The following is a 24,147-nucleotide window of genomic DNA, read 5'->3' on the forward strand; positions in this document are numbered from 1 at the left end:
CAACTAGCTCATAAAAAAAACCGCCCTACAATCGTAAAGCGGCTTTGATGAGCTAATCAAGCCCTTCGGCCTCAATGGGTTTCATTCGTTCTCTGGCAATGGCCGTTTTGTGCGGTTCCCAGGTTTCGACGGGGTCGGCCAGCACCTCTACTTCGGTATCGTGGACGATGATTCGCTCGTATTCGTGAAATTTACCTTTGGGTAGCCAGTAGGCAAGCAAGCCTGCGTAGGCAGCCGCCAAAAGAGCACCTGTCCAGCCAACAACCGGCTCCTTCTTCAGCTGACGTGTCGCAATACCACCGAATCCGGCCACGAATGGCAGCATGTACCAAGGATCGTTGAGCCGACGGGCAATCAGGTAACCCGCGCCAGCCGTCGCTATCAGAATACCGGCAGATATGGGTTGGTCCCGTTCTTCGTCTGGCTCCCAGGCATTAACCGTCAGTAGTGTATTAGGGGTGCCTACTACCGTGGCCGTAGTTAACCAGCCAGCGTAAAGACTTACGGGAATACGAAGATACTTTTCGGGAGCGGGTACGTCTGTTTGGCCAATTTCCAGACTCTGGTGCAAGGCCAGAGCTGCCGGTAAATTGAACTTCGTAACAAGATCGGAAATGACAATGCTTCGCGGATCGTTCTGCGAGAAGAAGCGGCCAAAAATAGCATTGAGTGTCCAGCTCGTCCACCACCAGGGTAACGCCTTCGTATAACGCGGGTTATATTCTTGCGAGTGCAATGCCTGATGAACCATCAGCGCTCCCAGGCCGGAATAGATTGTAGACCACACAACACCGAACGACCAACCTGCCGGAACGATCATGTTTTTCTCAAACACATTTTCATATTCGATCGGTACATCGTATTCATATTCAGAACCTCCCAGACCGGCTTCATGACGCTCTCTGCTCTGTCGCCGGGAGCGGCTGCTGGATGCCGTCGTGTAAAGTATGCTGCCCACGGCGAAGACGGCCGTTGCAATACGCCAAAACGATGAGTTTTTCATAATATTTGAGCGGGAGTGATTCGCACCCGTAAGCATTCGTAATGCTTACGGGTGCGGCTAGCTGGTTTAGGCAACTACTTCTTCCTGTACTTTCTCTTCCTTGTCCGCCAATTTCTGCGCTTTCTCTTTCGTCGTCTGATACGCATCAACAACGCTACTCACGGCTGTATTTAAGGCCGAGGACAGCGTATCCGACAAAGAGTCGCCTAATGATTTGGCTTTATACCGATAGCGGGCTTTCTGAAAGTCGCTGGTGTTTTTGTAGCCAATTGTCAGGGCAATGCCGGCAATGACTGCAATGCCGAACCCAATGCCCCAGGCTAAGGAAATAGATGCTTCTTTTTCTTCGGGCTCAGGTTTTTGCGACATCTTGTCGCGCATCAGCGCGGCCAGCGTTTCCTGAGGGGCCACATAGGCCATAACTTCGTACGATTTATTCTTGAAGCCACCAGGCACTATTTTGGGCTTGCCCGCCATGAGCGCATCGTAACCTGCCTTGGCAACCATAACGGGATCCTGCAATTCGTCGGTTACTTTCGTATTCTCGGCGTCGGCTTTGTTGAAGAAATCGGTATCTGTCGCATTGGGCAGAAGCGCCGTAATCGTCACATTGGTATCTTTCAGTTCGTTTACCAGCGACTGGGTGAAGTTGTATACGTAGGCTTTTGTGCCTGCATAGACCGCCATTAACGGGGTAGGCGTGATGGACAGTAGGGAAGCCAAATTCAGAATTTTACCTTCATTACGAGCCAGCATGTCATACAGGAACAGCTTCGTCATTTGGGTTAACGACAGCACGTTAAGGTGAATCATTGACTTCTCGCGCTCCCAGTCCGTATCCGTGGCAAACAGGCCATATAAGCCAACACCCGCATCATTGACCAGGACATCGACCGTAATGCCTTTGGCTTTTATCTGGTCATAGACGTCCTGAGCGGCATCTTCCTGGGCCAGGTCTTTATGAATGACCGTAACGTGCTGAGTACCATAATTACTTTTGAATACTTCGCCCAGTCGATCCAGTTTATCGTCACTACGACCTACTAAAATTAGATTGTAGCCATCCTGTGCAAAGAGTTTGGCCAATTCCTGACCGATTCCGCTGGAAGCCCCCGTTATAAGAGCAGTTTTTCCTGTTTCTGGATTCATACGTGTAATTAGTTAGTGGAGTTTACGCACCCTTATGGAACTGCAACCGTCGCAAGTTGTTTCGATGATCAACCGTTTGGGCGTGGGCCAGCGTCTAAATTTTTGACACAAAATGGGCTTACAATACGTTCATACGCTACAAATTGAGACGTTATGAAAACAGTCGTTAGTCTTCTTATTCTATTTATGGGAGTAGCAGCAGGTTGCTCCAGTTACCGGATTGTCAAAAATGAACGGGATAGTTCCGCAAACTGGTCGACGTACCGAACGTTCGCCTTTGTGGATACCAATCGGATTGACCCAAGCCCCGGCACCACTTATCAGGCAACGATGGAGCAAGTAAAGCGGGCTGTCGCTGCGGAAATGATTAATCGAGGGTTTCGGCAAGTGGGTGGTTCTGCGTCAGGCCAGCCAGATCTACTGGTGAATATCGGTACAGTTGTCAACGAAAAAACGCAGACGCGTCCAACCACCATTTACGAAGCCCCGCGCTACATTGGGCAGCGCCGGTATCACTGGCAAAGTCAGGACGTTCCGGTTGGTACGTATCGGGAAGGAACGCTCAGTTTACACATCGTTGATGCGCGCCGGGAGAATCTGTTATGGGATGCTGCCGTATCGAGTATATTGAGTAAGAAAGGCGTGACGCCCGACCAGATCAATGAAGCGGTGGGTAAAGTGTTTAGTAAGTTTCCCGGAAAGGCATCCTAATAAAAACGGCTCCACCGTTGCCAGAGAAGCCGTTTTTGTTGTCTTGTATCGTCTATTTCGAAACGACCTTCAACATAATTTTACGCAATGTCGGTTTGGGTGGTCCTGTCGTATCATTTTTTGCAACGCCTGTTCCCCGCCCGATAGCGTCGATGCGCTGGAAATTGATACCGGATGTTACAAGCTGCTGCTTTAAGATATTGACCCGTTTGAACGATAGGCTTTTATTGGTGAAACCGCCCTGCGCATCGTTTGCATAACCAACCAGCAATACCTGCAACTGAGGATACGTTTTTAATAAGGTAGCCAATTCTGTGATGGTTGCCTGCGAGCCGGGGGTCATTGACAAAGACCCTGGCTGGAAAGCAACACCCGATAAAGGAAACACCCGCCCTTTGGGTAAGGCCGGATTACTCAGGTAGGGCGTCATTTCCTGTGCCAGACTACCAGTGCCAGTAGCCGCTGCAAGACTTGTGCTACCTGGCGCGGCCGAAAGGGAAGCGGAAACGGCTGACGTTGCTTTTGGGGCTGTTTTGGCAACGGGCTCCTTCGGCACCGCAAGTGATCGGGTTACGGTATCGGCTTGAATCGTGTCGCTCGACACAGACGCAGCGTCGGTTAATTCTTGTCCGTCGTTTGAATATTTCTGCGTATTTTGATACAGGTAATACCCTCCAAACGCAAGCGCTACGGCGATGAGGGCCCCAACGCCCCATTTGGTCAATGCCCCACTATCGTTATCCGAATCGTCAGTAAGATCATAACTAACTGCCGGACGGGTAGCGGTAGAAACTGTCCGGCCCGATGATTCGACGGCAACACGCCGGGCGGGTGCTGCCAGCCCGGCTACGATCTGCTGAAGCCCAACTTTCTCGACCAGCCGGGGCATAAATTCTTCAGGAACTTTACTGACCAGCGTTTCCCGTTCAGCAAAAAGGGCAGCCGCCAAGCCATCGGCATCTAGTTTTTGATCTTTCACTTGTTTGCCAAGCACATGCAGAACCAGGGTGGTTGTGAGGCCCAACAGCGAAATAGCCGACGAATTACGGATACCGGCATAGCTCGAAATCATGCTGCCAATCGAGCTTTTCATAGCAGGCAGTAAGTGGCTGATGACATCATTGCCCTGCGTAATAAGCGTATTGGTATAAGCGGGGTCCCGAAGAACGGTGAGCAGGTTCTCGAGAGAAGCGCCATCATAACGGCCCTTCTGAATATGGTTATATAACTGATTGACGCCAATTTCACTCGTTGTGCGTTTCATCAGCCCGCCCATAATTGTATACACAAGGCCATCGACGGCTTTGCTGGTCTTTTCGATTGGCTCGTCGATGTAATCGGCAATACGCGACAAAACCTCCGGATTGAAAACAGTAGTTAGGTTGGCAAATAAATTCATAGAATAACGGCTCGATCAGGCAAAAAATGGTGCTGTCTACTACCTCATAGCCTAAAACGACGCTGAGCACCTTAATATATTGACCCTGGGGTTAAAATTAGGCAAGGTTTGGCAAAGGTTACACATAGGCCATTAATAAATTCCGCATGTCAGCGCTTGGGCAGTCGTTCGATAACTTCCTGATATTCCGTTTCAACCGCCCGGAGCCGATCCTGACAAAAGGTGATCAAGTCAGTCGCCAGCCGAATTTTTTCGGGTAGCTCATCGAGCGGTACTTCCTCATTTTCAATTTCATAAACCAGCGTGCTAAGCTGGTCGTACGCTTCCTGGTATGTCATTCGTTCTCGTCAGATAAAAAATGAAAGGGCAGCCAGCTACAGCAAAGCCACCCGTCAAGGTTCATGGAAGCGCGTAAGCACTTTCTACAAACCTATAACTTTAGTCGTGATCAGTCCGTCACGCATCTGCACCTCAAGCGTTTCGCCAGGTTGAACATCCGCTGATTGAGTTAAAATTCGGCCATTACGAAGCAATAGCGCATAACCGCGACGGAGTACATTGGATGGGTCGAGGTGCCGTAAGGTAACCGCTTTCTCGGTAAGGTTCGTATGGCATTCGCGAAAATAAGTCTGCGAAACGAACCGAAGGCGCTCTGTTTCACGGTCCAGTTCCTCGCGGGCTGTCTGCAGCGTATCGCGGGCAATCACGCGTAAACGGTCGCGCAACTGAAGGCAGGTTTCTTCAAATTGGCGATTATGGTCGATCAAAAAGCCAGCGGCTTTGGTGGGCGTTTTTACGCTCTGGTGACAAAGTAAATCGGTGATGCTTACGTTGCGTTCGTGACCGATACCCGCCAGAATCGGAATGGTAAATCCCGCCACTGTCTGCCCCATCAGATACGTGTCGAACGAACCAAAATCCAGTTGTGAGCCACCCCCACGCACAATAACAACGGCATCGTACGGTATACCACTGCTGTCGATACGAGCCAGCTGACCACAAATAGCCCGCTCGGCCCCCTGTCCCTGCACTTGCGTCAGGTATTCGTCAATGACAAAATCGTAGCCAAATGGATTCTGAGCAAGCTCATGGCGGAAATCGCGCCAGCCATCCGAGTTGGGAGCCGTAATAAGCGCTACCCGCTGGATAACGGCCGGACGGGGAAGGAGCTGATTGGCGGTTATATACTGCCCGGCTTCGAGCCAAACCAAATCGGGGTGATTCTTAACCAGCGTATCGAGTACCGTTTGCCGTTCCCGTTCGAGATTGCCCAGCGTATAGGAGGGGTCGATTTTCAGAATTTCGAGCCGCAAGCCATATACGGGGCTAAAGCCTACCGATACCAGCAGCAGCAGTTGAATATTTCGGGCAAACGCTACGCCTGTTGCCCGCTCGAAATCGCTGATCGCGTGGTAATTCTTCCGCCAGATAGCGGCATCGAGTTTGGCCAGTGTTTCCCGGCCCGACGCGCCCGTGGCATCCCGCTCAACTAATGTCAGAAAGCAGTAGCCCCGATCAGGATAATTTTTTATATCGCTGGTTTCGGCCACAACCCATACGGCTTTCTGGCCGAATGCTTCGTCTACAACGGCTTCGAGCGTAAAGGCTAAATCAGAAAGGCGAATGGGAGACATACTAGAATGAGCGAATGAGCGAATGACTGAGTGATTGAATAAGCGTTTGCGCCAGCTATTCAATCACTCAGTCATTCGCTCATTCAAAATTAAGTTAAAGTCCTTCGAACTGGCGCAGGAAGCGCACGTCGTTTTCGGTATAGAGCCGCAGGTCGTTCACGACGTATTTCAACTGCGTGATGCGTTCGATGCCCATTCCGAAGGCAAAGCCTGTATACTCTTCCGGATCAATGCCGCAGTTGGCAATCACCTGTGGATCAACCATACCCGAACCGGCAATTTCGACCCAGCCCGAATGCTTACAAATATTACAGCCTTTACCTCCGCAGATTTGACAGGATATGTCAATCTCGGCACTCGGTTCGGTAAACGGAAAGTAGGAGGGCCGGAAACGAATCTGCGTTCCGGGTTCGAACATCTCCTTTACGAAATGATAGAGCGTATCTTTCAGGTCTTTAAAACCTACGTTTCGGTCGATATAAATGCCTTCCACCTGGTGGAACATGCAGTGCGCCCGCGCCGAAATGGTTTCATTGCGATATACCCGCCCCGGCATAATGGATCGGATAGGCGGTTTCTGCCGCTCCATCAACCTGATCTGTACGTTGGACGTATGGGTACGCAGCAACATATCGGATGACGCCCCTTCCGAGGTTTTCTCGACAAAGAACGTGTCCTGCATATCGCGGGCCGGGTGATTGTCGGGAAAATTGAGCGCGCCAAAGTTGTACCAGTCCGATTCAATCTCGGGCCCATCGGCTACGTTGAAGCCGATTCGTTCGAAAATCTGAATAATTCGCTGCCGAACCAGGCTCAATGGGTGCTGTGTACCCGTTAGGTTCGGTATAGTTGGCAGGGTTAAATCAACGGGAGGGGCGCTGTTCGCTGAGGCCCGTTGCTCATCAACCAGTTGACTAGATGTTTCAAATCGTTCCTGGGCGAGGTTTTTAAGGCCGTTTAGCTCCTGCCCAACCGCCCGCCGATCCGCCTGCGGAACGCTTTTCAGACCTTCGAACAGCTCCGTAATAACCCCTTTACGGCTGATAAACTTCATCCGGAACAACTCTAGTTGCTCCGGCGTGTTGATGTCGAATTGCTTAATTTCCTGGTGTAGGTCTTTTACTTTATCCAGCATACGCTACGTGTTTCACTACTTGCTTTAACAAAGGTAAGCAAAACTCAGGAGAGCGTAGGGCCTCTAGAGTGGAGTTAAGCCAGTTGGGGTCGTTATTACCCGGCGCTTGACACCCGTAAACGTATAAGGGTACCTGAAATGAGCTTATAATTTGTTGATTAATCGGTAAACGATGGCTGATTGATAAGGGATTAGGTGACGTAAGTTTTCCCTTTGTCGTCCATTTTCCCCAAGTAGGTCTGATTGTTGTAACTGTATGGTATACGGCGGAGGATATAGGGAGCCGTTTCGAATCTCGAAATAGTGCAATAAGTATCTGAATGTCAGCCTCTAACTATTAATACACAATCATCTTATAGAACGACTATGAACGCATTCGTTAACGACTCCCTCTTTGATAGTTTGTCCAGACCTTTCCACAATAGTGTGGAAAAAATTGCCGATTCAACCTGTCTCCAAAAACTTCTCATTCCATTTTATGATCGGAAACGTACCGTATCTGTCGATGAAATTGTTCGTCTGGAAGGTTGTGGCAATTACACGAATTTCTTTTTGAAGGACGGGACTAAAATGTTAGTTTCCCGTACATTAAAAGAATACGAAACATTACTTGATGGGCAGGCGTTCGTTCGGGTGCACAAATCCTGTATTGTAAATCTAGGTTTTGTTCGTAAGTTTTTTATTAAGAAAGAAGGTGAACTTGAATTGACCGATGGTCAGCAAGTGAAAATCTCCCGTCGGCGGGCGCAGGTATTCGTTGATCGTATCCGCGACTTCCGTCCCGTTGCTGTTAGTTAATTTGCCTAACTGGGTTTTACTCGAAAAGTGGCCGTAAATAATGCATATTGCCACTACGTAGTTTTACGCAAAAGGCTGGGTAAATTCCCCCGATGCTACGCACCATATCTAGTGCAATAGTCTGATTAGCAATTGGTTACCGTTATTTGGTAGCCCTTGCCAATCAGACTATTTTTTTTGAACCAGCCCCCATCGGGTAGTTTTGTTTCATCATAAACGCCGAACCAAAACTATTCTCCACTATGGAAGCTTCTATTTTCTCCTCTGCACAACCCTTAGCCGTCGTCCCACAATTTCCAACGTCTTATCAGCGTGGTACACAACGTATTGCGTTACCGTACCTTAATCGTACAATTTTCATTTCAGTCGATGATGTCCTGTGTTTACAGGGAGAAGGGAACTACACGTTCCTGTACACCCGCGATCGGAAACGGTATCTGGTATCGAAGACTCTGAAAGAATTTGAGAAAACGCTGGATGGCTCACTCTTTCTGCGTATTCACAAATCATACATCGTTAACCTGGCCTACGTTCAGCGGAACATTTTCAATCGTGAACGGCAGGTGCGGATGGCCGATGGCCGGGAGGTGGCGATTTCTCGTCGGCGTATGAAAGATATCACGCAACGACTGGCCCAGTACTGGCTCAAACTGTTGAACTAGAATTCCATGAATAGCTTATACGAAAGGGGCTGACGTGCTGGTTTTACATAGCATATCAGCCCCTTATTTATCGCGTAGCTTTCTAAAACGTACGGCTTGTTAAAACAGCCGGTAAGCCAGCGTAACCTGCCATGATTTCAGGCGTTGGCTGAATTTACCCTGATTATCTTCAATCTGAGCGATATCGGAGATGTTTCCTTCATAGCGAACGTCGAGGCCAAAAGAGCCAAGATCGAGACCTCCGCCTACCTGGTATCCGTAGTAAGCTTTAGCCCAGGCATCGTTTAAGCTGCCACTTGTGTATTGGCTCAGGGCTTGCCCCAATTTCTGGTTATCGTCGATCCGGAACGAAATGACCGGTCCAGCCATAACCCGAATCGGGCCGCCTTTGATCCCCAGCAGGAGCGGCACATCGAAACTGGTGGTTTTAACCGTGACCGTTTCCGTTTGTCCATTCCGAATAACCCCAAACTGGCCCGCCCGTGTCGAGTACAGTAATTCGGGCTGAATGAAGAGGTTCTTACCAAAGCGCGTATAAATACCAAATGACGTACCCGTTTTACTATTGAAGCTGTCACTCAGGTTATTACGAAAGGTCTGCCCATCAACACTTACGTTTGGTGAGCCATTGGGATTAGCGCTTGTATTGATGAAATTGCCAAAGCTAAGCTTAGAAAGATTAACTCCTCCCTTAATACCGATTTGAAAACCTCCCTGAGCAAACGACAGGGCAGGTAGCAATGTGAGAGATGCGAAAAGCAGGATTTTTTTCATTGTTGTTGGTAGAATGATGTACTTCTTAGTAAACGATTTAGTAAACGATATTTGAGCATGGACGGTACGGAACACCAACTTATTTCGAGCGAACGGCGTTCTATAAGTACCGAATAACCCATGTAAGATGAGTCGCTGAAGCGATGTCTGGCGATTGGATTGCCTCTTGCCCTGAGGGTTTAATTGATCCTACAGCTTTACTCTGAATAATAGCGTCAAGGCGGTTTGCCGACAAGTCATATAGCATCAAATGGCCAAGTTAAAAACTACTTTTTTTTGTCAAAATTGTGGTCACCAGTCCGGAAAGTGGATGGGCCGCTGCCCATCGTGTGGCGAATGGAATAGTATTGTTGAAGAAGTCGTTCAGAAAGACGAGCCCGAGAAAGGCGGCTGGCGTAGCCCGTCGTCCGGGCCGGGTGGTCTGAAGGTAGCAGCTAAGCCCAAGGCGCTTCACGCGATCAATTATGAAGAGCAACCGCGAATTTATACCGTCGATAGTGAACTGAATCGGGTGTTAGGGGGCGGTATTGTGGCCGGATCACTCGTCTTGATCGGCGGTGAGCCGGGTATTGGAAAGTCGACCTTGTTGCTGCAAATTGCCCTCAGCCTGACGGGTATGCGCGTATTGTACGTATCCGGCGAAGAAAGTGAGCAGCAGATCAAGATGCGGGCCGAACGTCTGGATGCTCCGACCAGCGACTGCCACGTGATGACCGAAACATCTACTCAGAATATCTTTCGGGTAGCGGAACATTTTGAACCTGAAATCCTGATTATCGACTCAATCCAAACCATGCAGTCGTCGTTGGTGGAGTCGGGGGCGGGGAGCGTGTCGCAGGTCCGCGAATGCGCGGCCGAGTTCATGAAGTATGCCAAGGAAAGTGGCATTCCTGTGTTTATGATTGGCCATATTACCAAAGAGGGAACCTTGGCTGGTCCGAAAGTGCTGGAACACATGGTCGATACCGTACTGACCTTTGAAGGTGACCGCCATACGACTTACCGAATTCTACGGACCAACAAAAACCGCTTCGGGAGTACCGATGAACTGGGGATTTACGAAATGCTTGGTAGCGGGCTTCGGCAAGTCACGAACCCGTCCGAAATTCTGATCTCACAGCGCGACGAAGCCCTGAGTGGCGTTACCATTGGGTCAATGCTGGAAGGTAACCGGCCGCTGATGATCGAGAGTCAGGCGCTGGTAAGCGTCGCTACGTATGGCACGCCACAGCGCAGCAGCACCGGATTCGACGCCAAACGGCTGAATATGCTGCTAGCCGTTCTGGAGAAGCGTGGCGGCTTTCGGCTTGGTCAGCAGGACGTATTCCTCAACATTGCCGGTGGGTTACGGGTCGAAGATCCGGCTATCGATCTGGCCGTTTGCGCGGCAATTGTGTCGAGTTACGAAGACATTGCTATTCCGCCGTCGGTGGCTTTCGCGGCTGAGATCGGGCTGGGGGGAGAGGTGCGTGCCGTGAGTCGTATCGAATCCCGCATTGCGGAAGCTGAAAAGCTGGGTTTCAAGCAGATGTTTATCTCGAAGTATAATTTAAAAGGGCTCGACACCAAAGGATATAAAATCAATATTAAGCCTGTATCCCGTCTGGACGAGGTATTTCAGGGCGTGCTGATGTAACGAAAGCGTCTACTACTTAACGGAAAAGCAGAGAATAGGTATTTCGTTCTAACTATTTTCTGCTATTACAGTTCTATAAACTGAATAGAACAACTCAACTAGAAAAGTGACTACGTTATGAGCTACATTAAAGCAGGAACGGATGCTTCCGGGAACGACATCAAACTTTTTTACCAGGACCTGGGAACCAGTACCGGTGTTTCCGGGTCAACGGTTGTCCTGATTCATGGATGGCCGCTGAGCCACGAAATGTGGGATTACCAACTGGCTGAATTACCCGCACACGGCCTTCGTGTTGTGGCATATGACCGCCGGGGCTTTGGTAAATCGAGCCAACCCTGGGACGGTTATGATTACGATACACTGGCCGATGATTTAAAAGCCGTTCTTGATGAATTGAACCTGCAAAATGTAACGCTGGTTGGTTTTTCGATGGGCGGGGGCGAAGTGGCCCGTTACATGAGCCGCCACGGTGGTGCCCGAGTAGCTAAAGTTGCCTTTGTCAGTGCCGTAACACCTTATTTGCTCAAAACAGAAGACAATCCAGACGGAGTGGATAAGGACGTATTCGATGAAATCGCCGAAAATATTCAGAAAGATCGGGCGGATTTTCTGAAAACGTTTGGCAAGCAGTTCTACGGGGTCAGCTTATTGAGTAATCCCGTAAGCCAGGCCCACCTCGATGGTGATTTTGCCCGGGCTTATGTGGCTTCTCATAAGGCTACGCTGGAATGTGCCAAATCATTTTCCGAGACGGATTTCCGGGATGACTTGGCCCAAATTCAGGTGCCTGCGTTGATCATTCATGGTGATGCCGATAAAACGGTACCCATTGAGGCATCGGGTGAACGGACGGCCAATGCATTGCCAAATGCGCAGTACCTTGTTTATGATGGCGCCCCTCACGGCTTGTTCATTACCGAGAAGGACCGGTTAACCGCCGACTTACTTGCCTTTATTCAGGAGGGTGTTGTTGCGCACGAGTCAGTAGGATCAACGACGCTGTACTAAGCCTGGATTATTATAAAAAGCGGCCTGCCCTTCGAAAAGGGCAGGCCGCTTTTTATAACTGCCGGTACGTTTTTACATAAGCTGATGGGGTCTGGCCGGTAATATCCTTGAACTGCCGGTTGAAATTCGACAATGTTCGGAAGCCACTCTCAAAGCTGATCTGGGTGATGTTCAGCTTTCCGTTCATCAATAATTTGCAGGCGTGCCCGATACGAACCTCCGAGACAAACTCCGAGAACGTTTTATTAGCCCGCGTTTTAAAATACCGGCAAAAAGCCGGTGAGGTCATCCCGGCCAGGTCGGCAATCGTATCCAGGCTGAGGTCATCCGGGAAATGCCCCAGTACATAGTCATGTACCAATTGCATTCGGTCGGTTTCGGTCGGCTTCACCGTATTCGTATAACCTGGACTGGTCAAATAGCGGTAATCGGTGGCGCGGGAAAGATCGTTAAGCAGCGCCAGCAGGCTAAGCACCCGGTCGAAGCCAACGGCTTGATTTGTTAACTGATGGAGGGCGGTTTCTGCCCGACTGCGCGTATGCTTCGTCCACTCAAGACCTTGCCGGGCCTGATCGAGCAACTGACGAATCTGCGCCATTTCCTGCCTGGCAAAGAAATCATTTCCCAGAAAGTCTTCGGTAAAGTAAACGACAATACCCCGGGTTTTTAATTCTGACTGCCGATCAAAGTAAATCTGGTCGCTGCGCCAGAGATGCGGCAGGTTCGGCCCCAGAAAAACCAGGTCGCCCGGGCCGAACGGTTTAATTGAATCGCCGATAAAGCGCGTCCCCGTTCCTTCTTCCACCAGAAACAACTGGTACTGCGGATGAAAGTGCCAGTTAGGGTCGAAGTGAGGCTCCACTAATTTTTTTACAATGAATGAGGCCGCGACAGGCTCAAGGTCTTTACGAAGAGGCTGTTTCATTCAGTAGTTAGTTTTTAACACAAATTACGCTCAATAATTATAAAGCGGGCAAAAATAGAGTTAATATTAGCCAATTAAGGCTAAACGGCGAAGATAAGGACTATTTATATTTGTTTGATTTTTTATGGAACGAATATGAATAAGATAGGAATGAATATGTTCGTCTGGACAATGTCTATGGACGAAGATTTAGCTGATACATTCGCATTTCTGAAACGGAGTGGCTTCGATTTTGTCGAAATCCCCATCAATACGCCGGGTAATAATGAGAAGTGGACGCGCATTGGCCAGCAACTTAAGGAGGTAGGGCTGATGGTTCAGGCCTGTACGCTTTGTGGCCCGGAGCATAACCTGATAAGTCCTGATGCCTCGGTTCGGCAGGCGGGTATAAAGCACCTAAAAGAAGTGATTGACTGCTGCGTCCTGGTTGGTGCGCAAATCCTGATGGGGCCGTTTTACGCTGGTTTCAACGTGTTTACGGGTAAACCCGCTACGGCCGACGAATGGAACTGGTCGGTGATCAGCATGCGTGAAGTCGCCGACTATGCCCAGACGCAGGGTGTTGTCTTGGCCGCCGAATACCTCAACCGGTTCGAAACGTATTTGCTGACCTGCGCTGACGATCTGGTCCGGTACATAGAAATGGTCAACCACCCAAACTGCCGGGCGGCTTTCGATACGTTCCACGCCAATATAGAGGAGAAAAACATAGGCGATGCCTTACGAGTGTGTGCACCGTATCTGGTTCATGTACAGATTTCGGAAAACGATCGTTCCACACCCGGTAAGGGCCATGTCCATTTCGATGATGTATTCGACGTACTGAAAGAGATCAATTACCAGGGGCCTATTGCCATTGAAGCGTTTGGCCCAAACCCTCCCGAACTGGCAGCGGCTACGCATATTTTCCGACCTATGTTCGAATCGCCCGAGCAGTTGGCCGTTGATGGACTGGCGTTTATAAAGAGTGAAAAAGCGAAAGGGAGAAAGAGCGAATTGCTCCAACTGTAGACCGATAATCGCTTTTTATTTTTTTCGCTCTTTCACTCATTCATTCTTTCACTCTTTATGAAACTGAACATCGCTATTGTCGGACTCGGATTTGGAGCCGAATTTATTCCCATTTATCGGCGGCATCCTCATGCCAATATGTATGCCATTTGCCAGCGCAACGTCGAAAAACTGAATGAAATTGGGGACGCGTACGGTATCTCAACCCGTTACAGTAACTACGACGAATTGCTGGCCGATCCAGCCATTGATGCTGTGCACATCAATTCCCCCATTCCTAACCATGCGGAGCAAAGCCTGAAAGCCCTTCGGGCGGGTAAACACGTAGCCTGTACGGTGCCTATGGCTACGACCGTTGAGGAGTGTATGGAAATTGTGAAAGCCTGTAAGGAATCGGGTAAAAAATACATGATGATGGAGACCGTGGTTTACAGCCGTGAGTTTCTGTTTGTGAAGGAGTTATACGAGAAGGGAGAGCTGGGCAAAGTGCAGTTTCTGAAAGCCAGCCACCAGCAGGATATGGATGGGTGGCCCGACTACTGGCCGGGTTTGCCGCCCATGCATTACGCAACACACTGCGTAGGTCCGGTGGCCGGTTTGCTCAAACTCGAAGCCGATTACGTATCCTGTTTTGGATCGGGTACGATTCGGGAGGAGCTGGCCAAAATTCACAACTCGCCGTTTGCGGTCGAGTCGGCGCATATCAAGTTTAAAAACAGCGATTTGTCGGCTTATGTGTATCGATCGTTGTTCGACGTGGCGCGGCAATACCGGGAAAGCTTCGAAGTGTACGGGGATAAAAAATCGTTTGAATGGCAGTTGATCGAAGAGGAGCAACCAGTCATTCACACCGCCAAAAAACCGGAAACGGAAATTCCGGAGAAAGTTACCGTACCGGATTATGCCCGATTACTGCCCGCCGAAATTGCTGGCTTCACGACGAAAGGCGTGTACGACGCCGACGAAAAGCAACATCTGTCGTTTACGCAGGGGGGCGGCCACGGCGGCTCACACCCGCACATGGTGCATGAGTTTGTCTCGGCCATCGTTGAAGACCGTGATCCATTTCCAAACGCAGCGCAGTCGGCCAACTGGACGAGCGTGGGTATTCTGGCCCACGAGTCGGCTTTACAGGGTGGAGCACTAATTAAGTTACCTGATTTTACGATCTAGGACCGTCCTTGCCGGCCGGTTATACGAAAAGCTATGAAAAAGATACTCACTGCAATTGGGGTAGTGCTGGTTCTTGCCCAATGTGCTCGCCAAACGGCGACACAAACCGCTAGTCGGCAGGACCTGCTTAAGCCGCGCCGGACGGAAATTTTATTTCTGGGCGACAACGGCCACCATCGACCCATCGAGCGGGTGCCGCAATTGATGGCCGCACTGGGCAGCAAGGGCATTAATATCACTTATACAGACAAGTTGGAGGACCTGAATGCGGACAACCTCAACAAATACGATGGTCTGCTGATTTTTGCCAACTGGGACAGTATTGGAAAGCCGCAGGAAAAAGCGTTGCTGGACTATGTGGCCTCGGGTAAGGGCCTTATTCCTGTTCACTGTGCGTCTTACTGCTTCCGTAACTCGACCGAATACGTCGATAAGGTTGTGGGTGGGCAGTTCTGGCGGCATAAGATGGACACGATTCAGACCCATTTTACGCAACCTAATAACCCAATCGTAGCGGGCTTGCCTTCGTTTAAGGCCTACGACGAAACGTATCTGCATAGCCATTTACAGGCGGACAACAACGTGTTGGCTGTTCGTGACATCAAAGCCGTTCAGGCTGCCGATAAGCCGGGCGTTAAGGAAGAACCCTACACCTGGACGCGCCAGTATGGTAAAGGACGTGTGTTTTATACCGCTTATGGCCATGATGAACGGACCTGGAGCCAACCCGGATTTCAGCAGTTGCTGGAGCGGGGTATCTTGTGGGCCGTCGGTGATGAGGTAAAGAAGAGGCATGATGACCTGAAACCGCAGCCGTTTGCTTATACCGAAGCGCAACTGCCGAACTACGAAAAACGCCCTGGTCCGCAACTACAGCAGAAGCCGCTTTCGCCGGAAGAGTCGATGAAACACCTTCAGGTTCCCGTCGACTTTACCCTCGATTTATTTGCGCATGAACCCAACGTGATGCACCCCATTGCGATGGCCTGGGATGAACGCGGACGGCTTTATGCCCTGGTCACAAAAGATTACCCCAATGAGCGCAAGCCCGAAGGCGGGTCGGATTACATCGTTATTTGTGAAGATACCGACAAAGATGGGAAGGCCGACAAGTTCACCAACTTCGCTGAGGGGCTAAGCATTCCAACCGGGATGGCTTTCGGCAATGGGGGCCTGTATGTTTCGCAGGCACCGCATATGTTGTTCTTGCAGGATACCAACGGGGATGATAAGGCCGATGTGAAGAAGATTGTCTTTACCGGATTCGGAACGTACGATACCCATGCCGGGCCAAGTAATTTACACTACGGGTTCGATAACTGGATCTGGGGTAGCGTAGGCTATGCGGGCTTTAAAGGAAAAGTCGGTGCCGATAGCGTCAAGTTCTCGCAGGGTTTCTTCCGCTTCAAACCCGACGGATCGAAGCTTGAATACATGACCAGCACGTCGAACAACACCTGGGGACTGGGTTTTTCGGAAACGGGCGATATTTTCGGGTCAACCGCCAACAACTCGCATGGCTGGTATATGGCCATACCCAACCGCTATTACCATGGTGCGGCACACATTCGCGAAAACGGGAGCCGCAGCACGGACACGCACAAGGATATGAAGCCCATCACGGAAAAGGTCCGCCAGGTGGACGTATTTGGCGGGTTTACGGCCGCTGCGGGACATAACTTGTATACCGCCCGCGCTTTTCCAAAGAAATACTGGAATAAAATTGCCTTTGTTTCTGAACCGACGGGCCACATCCTGCACCAGAATGTGATGCAGAAAACAGGGACTAATTTCGAAGATGCTGAAGGCTTTAATCTGGTGGCGGGTGCCGACGAATGGTTTGCGCCGGTTTTCGCCGAAGTTGGGCCCGATGGCGCTGTCTGGGTCGTTGACTGGTATAGTTTTATCATCCAGCACAACCCTACGCCCAAAGGAGCTACCAACGGTTCGGGTAATGCGTATGACACGCCCCTCCGTGATTTTACGCATGGCCGAATCTATCGCGTCGGGTATAAAAATGCACCGGCTTATACGCCGATGACCTTAAGCAAAGGAAGTCGACCGGCGGAATTAGTAGCCGCCCTCAAAAACACGAATATGTTCTGGCGGACAACGGCGCAGCGTTTGCTCATCGAACGAAATAACAAGGACGTCGTTCCTCAGCTTATTGCGCTGGTAAATGATCCGTCAGTCGATGAAATTGGTATCAATCCGGCCGCCATCCATGCGCTGTGGACGTTGCAGGGACTGGGTGAACTGGACGGATCGAACAACACCGCCACACTGGCTGCTACGGCAGCGTTGAAACACCAGGATGCGGGTGTGCGCAAAACGGCCATTCAGGTGTTGCCGCACACGCAGGAAACCGTCAACACATTGCTGAAGGCAGATTTGCTGAACGATAAAGAACCGCTGGTTGTGCTGAATACGGTACTAGCCCTGTCGGAATCACCGCAAAGTGACGCTACCGAAAACGCAATTCTGGCGCGTCTCGATAAAGCCATTGAAACGAATGATCGTTGGTTGCCCGATGCCTTTGCCTGTGCATTAACGGGCCAGAATGGTCAGCTCTTGAAAAAATACATGGGGCAACTAGCCATAAACGCTCCATCGCAGCCGAAGCCTGCCCACGACATGAACAGCCATTCGGCCAAAGGGCACGGCCCCAACGCACCCGAGCAACGAACAACGGTAAGTCCGGCCGGTAATCAGCCGGATCTGGTGGTGGCGGCCATTCGGACAACACCCGAGTCGCCATCGGTTCGGGAGGGTGCCCGTATTTTTGTAGACGTTACCAACGCGGGGGGCGTTGCCATTCCGGAAGGGACCGTTATTCCAATGGCCGTTCGAATTGAAGGGCCAAAAGGTGATCTGGAAGAGGCCAAAATTAACTTTGTGAGTGTGACGCACGCTACCGGTATCAAACCCGGCGAAACGGTCACCATCAGCAAATCGAACAATGGCCCCTGGGTTGGCGATATGGGTGTGCTGTTCGAGCGGGCGGGTGACTACACGATCTCCGTTATGCTCGACCGGGAAAACGCCATCGCGGAAAGCAACGAACAGAACAACAATGCCACCCATACGCTTACCTACCGCGCCCCGCAAAGCCTGAGTGCTTATGCACTGGAGCGGGCCACGCGCAGCTATGCGTCCGTAGCCCCTGTGGATTCGATCGTTGCTTTACTGCGGCAAAGCCAGAAGCTGGGTTCTGTACAGGGCGAAGCGATCATGAAAGGGGTTCTGGACGGCTGGAACATGAAGCAAACGGCTCAAATTCGCGACGCGGATAAGACGTTTCTGGCCAGCTTGACGAATAGTGTATCAACCGACAACCGCGAACGCCTGGCCCGCCTGTATGAAGTTTGGGGCTTGTCGAAAAGCGAACCTGTTGATCCAAACGTGGAAGTCGTTCGGATGAAAACGGTTCGTGAAGAGATGCGCTACGACAAGAAAGAGTTTACCGTCACCGCCGGTAAACAGGTCGAGATCGTATTGGAAAACCCCGATGCCATGCAGCATAATCTGGTCATCGGAAAACCAAAGAGTATGGACATTATCGGGGCCGCTGCCGATAAGCTCATTACGGCTAAAGATGGTGCTGAAAAGAACTATGTTCCCTCAATCGCGCAGGTTATCGCAGCGACGCCGTTAGTGAACCCGGACCAAACGTACCGGCTTAAGTTCACGGCACCAGCTACGCCCGGCGATTACCCATTTGTCTGTACATTCCCCGGCCACTGGCGGATCATGAATGGCGTGATGAAGGTAACGAAAGCAACTACCGGCATAAGCGCAAAATAACCCGTTTTGCACTCGGATAATAAAGACAATGGGCAGCTACCACGTGGTAGCTGCCCATTGTCTTTATCCATCTCTTCGTATTGTCAGATGGCCGTTCGACGGCTCAGAATAACTTTAGAGGCTGGCGGTAAAATGGAAGGAGGAGGAATCTGGATCATAAATTCGCTGCCTTTTCCCTGTTCACTTTTCACCCATACTGTCCACTTATGCGACTGAACAATTCGCTGCACATAACTCAGTCCTAAGCCAAAGCCTTTGACACTTGGTTGATCTCGGGCGTGAACCCGAAAAAAAGGCTGGAAAATCTGGTTGATCAACTTGGCGGGAATGCCCACCCCCTTGTCACTGACAGCGATGGTCAGGCCATCAGTATCGACTCGGGTCTGAATCATGATTTGGGGTTGGTTCGAACTATATTTTATAGCGTTATCAAGCAGGTTATGCAGCACATTCGTTAGATGAAGCCGGTCGGCCAGAATGTGCGAATCTGCGTCGAGTAATCTCAATGTCAGGTATTCGCCATGCCGTTCGGCCACAGAGTGAAGCAGTTGATGTAACTGAATTGGCTCCAGGTTGAGCGTTAACGTATTCTGATCAGCGCGAGCCAATGTTAGCATCGTTTCGACCTGGTGTTGTAGCCTTTCTGTTTCTTCCCGAATGATACGAACGTATTTTTCGGTTCGCTCCGGCTGATTGTGCGCAATGGGGGAGTCCAGAATGTCGGCGGCCATTCGTATGGCCGTAATCGGCGTCTGGAATTCATGGACAATTGAATGCAAGACATCGGTTCGTACCATCGATCGCTGACGCCTGCGTAGCCACCACCATATTCCATATCCGGCCAGTGTCTGTATAATCAGAATCAGACCAAACAGGATGACCCATGGTGATGCTGGATTTCCACCGGAGGCTGTCGTTGGCATAGAGAGCCACATTTTGAGCAGAAAGCCAGCTAAAAGTAGCAGGGCAAGAACAGGAATTAATAAAGGAAAGGCAGTATAACGATTGGGCATAATGCCGTCTTGATTGAATTAATCGTCTGTGGCAGAAAGGTGCTATAACCAAAAGCAGATATAGCCTATGGTAGACGAAGTCTCATAGTAAATGTCACACGAAAATGCCTATAAAAAGAATAGGGTACAATGAAAATGCCCGCCAAAAGCGGGCATTCCATAAATAGGGGTTGTATTGAATGGGATTAAGAATTTTCTTCTGGAATTGCCGCGGGTTCTGCCGCATTGTTCGTCGTTTTGACGGGTGCTGAGCGGGTAGTTTTCGGGGTGGCTGGTTTTGCTGCCGTTGATTGAGTGCGTACTGGGCGAGACGTTGTTTTTGGCGCTGGCGCTTTGGTCGCCGTGTCAACCGCTTCAGAAACCAGTGCAACGGCCTTTTTGGCGGTACGTTTGGCGTTTTTCTCGGCCTTTTGAGCGTTTTTCTTCGCTTTAGACGCTTCTTTTTTTAATTTCTTTTCACTCGACTTAACTGGCTTCGTGGCCTTTTTTTCGGCCTTCTGCATCAATTTAGCTAGTTTTTTGGCTAGTTTGTCCGCCGATTTCTCGATGGATTTTTTCATTTTTTTGGTAGCCTCACCCGCTTCGCTGAGTTTGGTTTCAATCGTACTGGCAATGTCGGATGCCAGCGATTTGTGTTTGGTTTTTGCAGTTTTGTTTGCCATTTGATTCAAAAGAAAAAATTTACAAATAAATACGATTTTTTCGTGACAATCTAAAGCCTAATGTTAAGTTTTTGTTACATTTTCTGAAGAAAATCCCAGCAAACAATTCCGGCTGTGACGGCAATATTCAACGAGTGCTTGGTGCCAAACTGGGGAATTTCGAGTACCAGATCCGCTACCTGAATAACCTCATCCTGGACGCCCGTTACCTCATTACCCAACACAAACGCATAGGGTTTGTTTGATACGGGGGCGAAATTGGCCAGCGAGGTACTGCCTTCAGCTTGCTCCACAGCCGCTACAAGCCATCCCTTCGCCTGTAGTTGTTTGACTAGGGTTACCACATCGGGAACGTGTTGCCAGGCGACAGACTCGGTGGCACCGAGCGCTGTCTTGGTAATGTCGCGGTGGGGAGGTTGCCCCGTAATACCGCCCAGGTAAAGTTTCTCGGCCCGAAACGCATCGGCAGTACGAAAGACCGATCCTACGTTGTTCAGGCTTCGGACATCATCTAAAATCAGGCAGTACGGGAATTTTTCGGTGTCTTTGAAGGCGGAGACGGACAGGCGGTTAAGTTCGTCGAGAGCGAGTTTGCGAGGAGGCATTGGATAAAGACGAATAGCTATTTGAGTCGCAAATGTAGCGCGTTATAGACACAATCTTCATGCGCGAACTCGATGGAAAGTCCGGAGGATGCGGCCAACAGCCGTAAACGGATTTTGCTATTCATTTAGGTAACACTGGCGTTGTCCTAACGTTTCGCGTTGCAGAAGTCATGCAATGCGGATGCAGGGGGCCTCTCCGCCAGGGCTTGCCTCTTCACCTTGCAGGCGTGGTGCAAAGGTGTGGGAATTGAGACACGGTCGTCGTTTTTGTGAAGGGACAAAGAACAGAGGTGTAGGGCAAATCACTCGCTTTTGCCCTGAAAAATCACTATTTTTGTTTACGACAATCCAACAAAAATCAGTGAAATCAGCCACCGCAGCAAAGCCCCAGGTTAAGAAAACCGAAACGCCCCTCAACCGTCAATACAACCAGATTAAAGCCAAATATCCCGGCGCACTGCTGCTTTTTCGTGTCGGAGATTTCTACGAAACGTTTGGTGAGGATGCCGTTCGGGCCAGCAAGATTTTGGGCATTACCCTGACCAAACGGAACAATGGCGGATCGAACGAGGAACTGGCTGGTTTTCCTCACCATTCCCTTGATACCCACTTGCCTAAACTCGTCCGGGCGGGTGAGCGCGTTGCCATTTGTGATCAACTGGAAGACCCATCGGTAGCCAAAGGAATCGTTCGGCGCGGGGTTACCGAGCTGGTCACGCCCGGTGTGTCGTTCAACGACAACGTGCTTGATACCCGGCGTAACAATTACCTGGCAGCCGTCCATTTTGGTAAGAGCGGAGCCGGTAATCCGGATGATCAGTTTGGTATCTCTTTTCTGGATATTTCAACGGGCGAGTTTCTGGCATCGCAGGGAAATGCTGCTTATGTCGATAAATTATTGCAAAGTTTTAATCCGTCGGAAGTCCTTTATTGCAAGCGCAATCGGCAGGAATTCGCCACGTTATTCGGTGATAAATTTCACACGTATACGCTCGAAGACTGGGCATTTACCTATGACTTTGGGTACAACTTTCTGAAACAGCATTTTCAGACGACATCCCTCAAAGGATTTGGTATTGATGGGCTACCCGATGGAATCATTGCGGCTGGCGTCATTCTGCATTACCTGAACGAGACAGAGCATAAAGATTTACAACACATAACCCGTGTCACCCGGCTGGAAGAAGACCGGTATGTCTGGCTGGATCGCTTCACAATCCGCAACCTCGAATTGACGGCTGCCCAGCAGGAGGGAGGCATTCCGTTGATTCAGATTCTTGACCAGACCGTAACGCCGATGGGCGCTCGGTTGCTTCGTAAGTGGCTTAACCTGCCGCTGAAGGAGAAAGCCCTGATCGACGAACGACTCAACATGGTCGAACTCCTCGTCAACGATATCGACCTGGCCGATGCGATGGTAACGCATTTGCGGCAAATCGGCGATCTGGAGCGCCTAGTATCGAAAGTGGCCGTTCGGCGGATAAGTCCGCGCGAGTTGCTGCAATTGAAACGATCGCTGCAACACGTGCTGCCCATCAAAGAACTGCTGATTACGGCGCTGAGTCAGCATGAATCGCCTGGGCTTCATTCCGGATCGTTAAAAAAGTACGCTGATCAGTTGAACCCCGTTTCGTTTCTTCTCGACCGGATCGAAACGGAACTGCGCGAAGATCCACCGACACTTTCCAACCAGGGTGGCATGATTAAGCCCGGCATCAACGCCGAGCTGGACGAACTGACGGCCATTGCCTATTCGGGGAAAGATTACCTGTTGCAATTGCAGGAACGCGAGGTGCAGCGAACGGGCATAAGCTCCCTCAAAATTGCGTATAACAAAGTATTCGGGTATTACCTGGAAGTAACCCACGCCCACAAAAATCGCGTTCCTGAAGAGTGGATCCGGAAGCAAACACTGGTCAACGCCGAACGTTACATTACGCCGGAACTCAAAGAATATGAGGACAAAATCCTGAATGCTGAGGAACAGATTTTCCAGATCGAAGCCCGAATGTTCAATGAAATGGTGATTGCGGCCGGTGAGTACGTAGGCGCTATTCAGCAGAATGCCCGTGTGCTGTCGGTGCTGGATGTGCTGGCGTCGTTTGGCCGGGTAGCGGTCAAGAATAAGTATGTCCGCCCGTCAATCAACGAGAGCAAAGTGTTGAATATTAAAGACGGAAGACATCCGGTAATTGAACAGCAGTTGCCGCCTGGCGAGCCGTACATTCCCAACGATATTTACCTGGACGACGAAACCCAGCAGATTATTATCATTACCGGGCCCAATATGGCCGGTAAGTCGGCGCTGCTGCGTCAGACGGCTCTGATTGTCTTGATGGCGCAGTCGGGTAGTTTTGTGCCGGCATCGGTGGCCGAACTGGGGCTGGTCGACAAAATATTTACGCGCGTGGGCGCGTCGGATAACCTCTCGCGGGGCGAAAGTACGTTTATGGTCGAAATGACCGAAACGGCCAGTATTCTGAATAACCTGAGCGAACGAAGTCTGATTCTGATGGACGAAATCGGGCGTGGTACGAGTACGTACGACGGCGTTTCGATTGCCTGGTCCATCACAGAATACCTGCATAACAAAACCGACTGTCGGCCGAAAACGTTGTTTGCCACGCACTATCACGAACTAAACGACCTGGCAACGGATAACCCGCGCATCAAAAACTACAATGTGTCGGTGAAGGAATTGGGAAACAAAGTGATCTTTCTGCGCAAGCTGAAAGAAGGAGGCTCGGAGCATAGCTTCGGGATTCACGTAGCCCAGATGGCGGGTATGCCCGCTCAGATCGTTAGCCGGGCCAACGAGATCCTGAAGCAACTGGAGTCGTCGCACCATCGGGAAAACAACCGGGAAAAAATCCGGGAGGCCGTACCCCAGGAACGGGAACTGGCCCTGCGCATCATTGAGTCCGGTGATCCCAAATCTGAAGCCATCAAGGAGAAGCTACGCGCCATCGATGTCAACAGATTAACCCCTATTGAAGCGCTGCTGAAGCTAAATGAATTGCTGAAGATGGCAGAGTAAATGAA

At 50.3% G+C, this 24,147-nt stretch carries 20 protein-coding genes; 9 read left to right on the forward strand and 11 right to left on the reverse strand.

The features are described from left to right. Positions 1–52: 52 nt before the first annotated feature. Complete coding sequence (locus tag ACYU8Y_RS15725; RefSeq protein ID WP_460938855.1) at positions 53–1,003, reverse strand: tryptophan-rich sensory protein; 951 nt, start codon at positions 1,001–1,003, stop codon at positions 53–55. A gap of 66 nt (positions 1,004–1,069) precedes the next feature. Then, positions 1,070–2,152, reverse strand: coding sequence for an SDR family NAD(P)-dependent oxidoreductase (locus ACYU8Y_RS15730; RefSeq protein WP_460938857.1), 1,083 nt, complete (start codon positions 2,150–2,152; stop codon positions 1,070–1,072). Between the two features lie 153 nt (positions 2,153–2,305). On the opposite strand from ACYU8Y_RS15730, the gene ACYU8Y_RS15735 reads away from it, so the two are divergent. Beyond that, positions 2,306–2,863: a DUF4136 domain-containing protein gene (locus tag ACYU8Y_RS15735; protein WP_460938859.1), complete on the forward strand. Its 558-nt coding sequence runs from the start codon at positions 2,306–2,308 to the stop codon at positions 2,861–2,863. 52 nt (positions 2,864–2,915) lie between these two features. Here ACYU8Y_RS15735 and ACYU8Y_RS15740 read toward each other — a convergent pair whose 3' ends face one another. From ACYU8Y_RS15740 to pheS, 4 genes are all read right to left on the reverse strand, one after another. Then, a complete protein-coding gene (locus ACYU8Y_RS15740; protein ID WP_460938861.1) occupies positions 2,916–4,262 on the reverse strand; it encodes a DUF937 domain-containing protein in 1,347 nt (448 codons plus the stop codon). A 149-nt stretch (positions 4,263–4,411) separates the two neighbouring features. After that, a complete protein-coding gene (gene xseB / locus ACYU8Y_RS15745) occupies positions 4,412–4,600 on the reverse strand; it encodes an exodeoxyribonuclease VII small subunit (RefSeq protein ID WP_460938863.1) in 189 nt (62 codons plus the stop codon). A gap of 84 nt (positions 4,601–4,684) precedes the next feature. After that, positions 4,685–5,896 (reverse strand): exodeoxyribonuclease VII large subunit, encoded by a 1,212-nt coding sequence (locus tag ACYU8Y_RS15750; protein ID WP_460938865.1) that lies wholly within the window; start codon positions 5,894–5,896, stop codon positions 4,685–4,687. A 94-nt stretch (positions 5,897–5,990) separates the two neighbouring features. Next, entirely contained in the window at positions 5,991–7,031 is a 1,041-nt protein-coding gene (gene pheS, locus ACYU8Y_RS15755; RefSeq protein ID WP_460938867.1) for a phenylalanine--tRNA ligase subunit alpha, read from the reverse strand. A 366-nt stretch (positions 7,032–7,397) separates the two neighbouring features. Between pheS and ACYU8Y_RS15760 the strand changes: the two genes are divergently transcribed. Both ACYU8Y_RS15760 and ACYU8Y_RS15765 read left to right on the forward strand, forming a co-directional pair. Next, a complete protein-coding gene (locus ACYU8Y_RS15760; protein WP_460938869.1) occupies positions 7,398–7,829 on the forward strand; it encodes a LytR/AlgR family response regulator transcription factor in 432 nt (143 codons plus the stop codon). A gap of 242 nt (positions 7,830–8,071) precedes the next feature. After that, positions 8,072–8,491, forward strand: coding sequence for a LytR/AlgR family response regulator transcription factor (locus ACYU8Y_RS15765; protein ID WP_460938871.1), 420 nt, complete (start codon positions 8,072–8,074; stop codon positions 8,489–8,491). 99 nt (positions 8,492–8,590) lie between these two features. On the opposite strand, the gene ACYU8Y_RS15770 is transcribed toward ACYU8Y_RS15765, so the two are convergent. Then, positions 8,591–9,265 carry a porin family protein gene (locus ACYU8Y_RS15770; protein WP_460938873.1) on the reverse strand — a complete coding sequence of 225 codons (675 nt, stop codon included), beginning with the start codon at positions 9,263–9,265 and terminating at the stop codon, positions 8,591–8,593. Between the two features lie 250 nt (positions 9,266–9,515). Here ACYU8Y_RS15770 and radA point away from each other — a divergent pair, with 250 nt between their 5' ends. Continuing rightward, positions 9,516–10,901 (forward strand): DNA repair protein RadA, encoded by a 1,386-nt coding sequence (radA, locus tag ACYU8Y_RS15775; protein WP_460938875.1) that lies wholly within the window; start codon positions 9,516–9,518, stop codon positions 10,899–10,901. A gap of 117 nt (positions 10,902–11,018) precedes the next feature. Beyond that, positions 11,019–11,912, forward strand: coding sequence for an alpha/beta fold hydrolase (locus ACYU8Y_RS15780; RefSeq protein WP_460938877.1), 894 nt, complete (start codon positions 11,019–11,021; stop codon positions 11,910–11,912). Between the two features lie 52 nt (positions 11,913–11,964). Here ACYU8Y_RS15780 and ACYU8Y_RS15785 read toward each other — a convergent pair whose 3' ends face one another. Then, complete coding sequence (locus ACYU8Y_RS15785) at positions 11,965–12,837, reverse strand: AraC family transcriptional regulator (RefSeq protein ID WP_460938879.1); 873 nt, start codon at positions 12,835–12,837, stop codon at positions 11,965–11,967. A gap of 135 nt (positions 12,838–12,972) precedes the next feature. Here ACYU8Y_RS15785 and ACYU8Y_RS15790 point away from each other — a divergent pair, with 135 nt between their 5' ends. From ACYU8Y_RS15790 to ACYU8Y_RS15800, 3 genes are read left to right on the forward strand one after another with little or no spacing between them, the layout of a single operon-like run. After that, positions 12,973–13,848, forward strand: a complete 876-nt coding sequence (locus tag ACYU8Y_RS15790) for a sugar phosphate isomerase/epimerase family protein (RefSeq protein WP_460938881.1) — start codon at positions 12,973–12,975, stop codon at positions 13,846–13,848. A gap of 57 nt (positions 13,849–13,905) precedes the next feature. Continuing rightward, positions 13,906–15,021, forward strand: a complete 1,116-nt coding sequence (locus tag ACYU8Y_RS15795) for a Gfo/Idh/MocA family protein (RefSeq protein ID WP_460938883.1) — start codon at positions 13,906–13,908, stop codon at positions 15,019–15,021. 33 nt (positions 15,022–15,054) lie between these two features. After that, positions 15,055–18,825, forward strand: a complete 3,771-nt coding sequence (locus ACYU8Y_RS15800) for a PVC-type heme-binding CxxCH protein (protein ID WP_460938885.1) — start codon at positions 15,055–15,057, stop codon at positions 18,823–18,825. A gap of 83 nt (positions 18,826–18,908) precedes the next feature. Here ACYU8Y_RS15800 and ACYU8Y_RS15805 read toward each other — a convergent pair whose 3' ends face one another. The 3 genes from ACYU8Y_RS15805 to ACYU8Y_RS15815 form a co-directional block, all read right to left on the reverse strand. Next, positions 18,909–19,838 carry a sensor histidine kinase gene (locus ACYU8Y_RS15805; RefSeq protein WP_460938887.1) on the reverse strand — a complete coding sequence of 310 codons (930 nt, stop codon included), beginning with the start codon at positions 19,836–19,838 and terminating at the stop codon, positions 18,909–18,911. A 185-nt stretch (positions 19,839–20,023) separates the two neighbouring features. Further along, on the reverse strand, positions 20,024–20,500 hold the full coding sequence (locus ACYU8Y_RS15810) for a hypothetical protein (RefSeq protein WP_460938889.1): 477 nt from the start codon (positions 20,498–20,500) through the stop codon (positions 20,024–20,026). 74 nt (positions 20,501–20,574) lie between these two features. After that, positions 20,575–21,105, reverse strand: a complete 531-nt coding sequence (locus ACYU8Y_RS15815; RefSeq protein ID WP_460938891.1) for an RNA methyltransferase — start codon at positions 21,103–21,105, stop codon at positions 20,575–20,577. A 361-nt stretch (positions 21,106–21,466) separates the two neighbouring features. On the opposite strand from ACYU8Y_RS15815, the gene mutS reads away from it, so the two are divergent. Next, positions 21,467–24,142 carry a DNA mismatch repair protein MutS gene (mutS, locus tag ACYU8Y_RS15820; RefSeq protein WP_460938893.1) on the forward strand — a complete coding sequence of 892 codons (2,676 nt, stop codon included), beginning with the start codon at positions 21,467–21,469 and terminating at the stop codon, positions 24,140–24,142. The last annotated feature ends 5 nt before the right edge of the window (positions 24,143–24,147 follow it).

It is taken from the genome of Spirosoma humi (assembly GCF_054776575.1).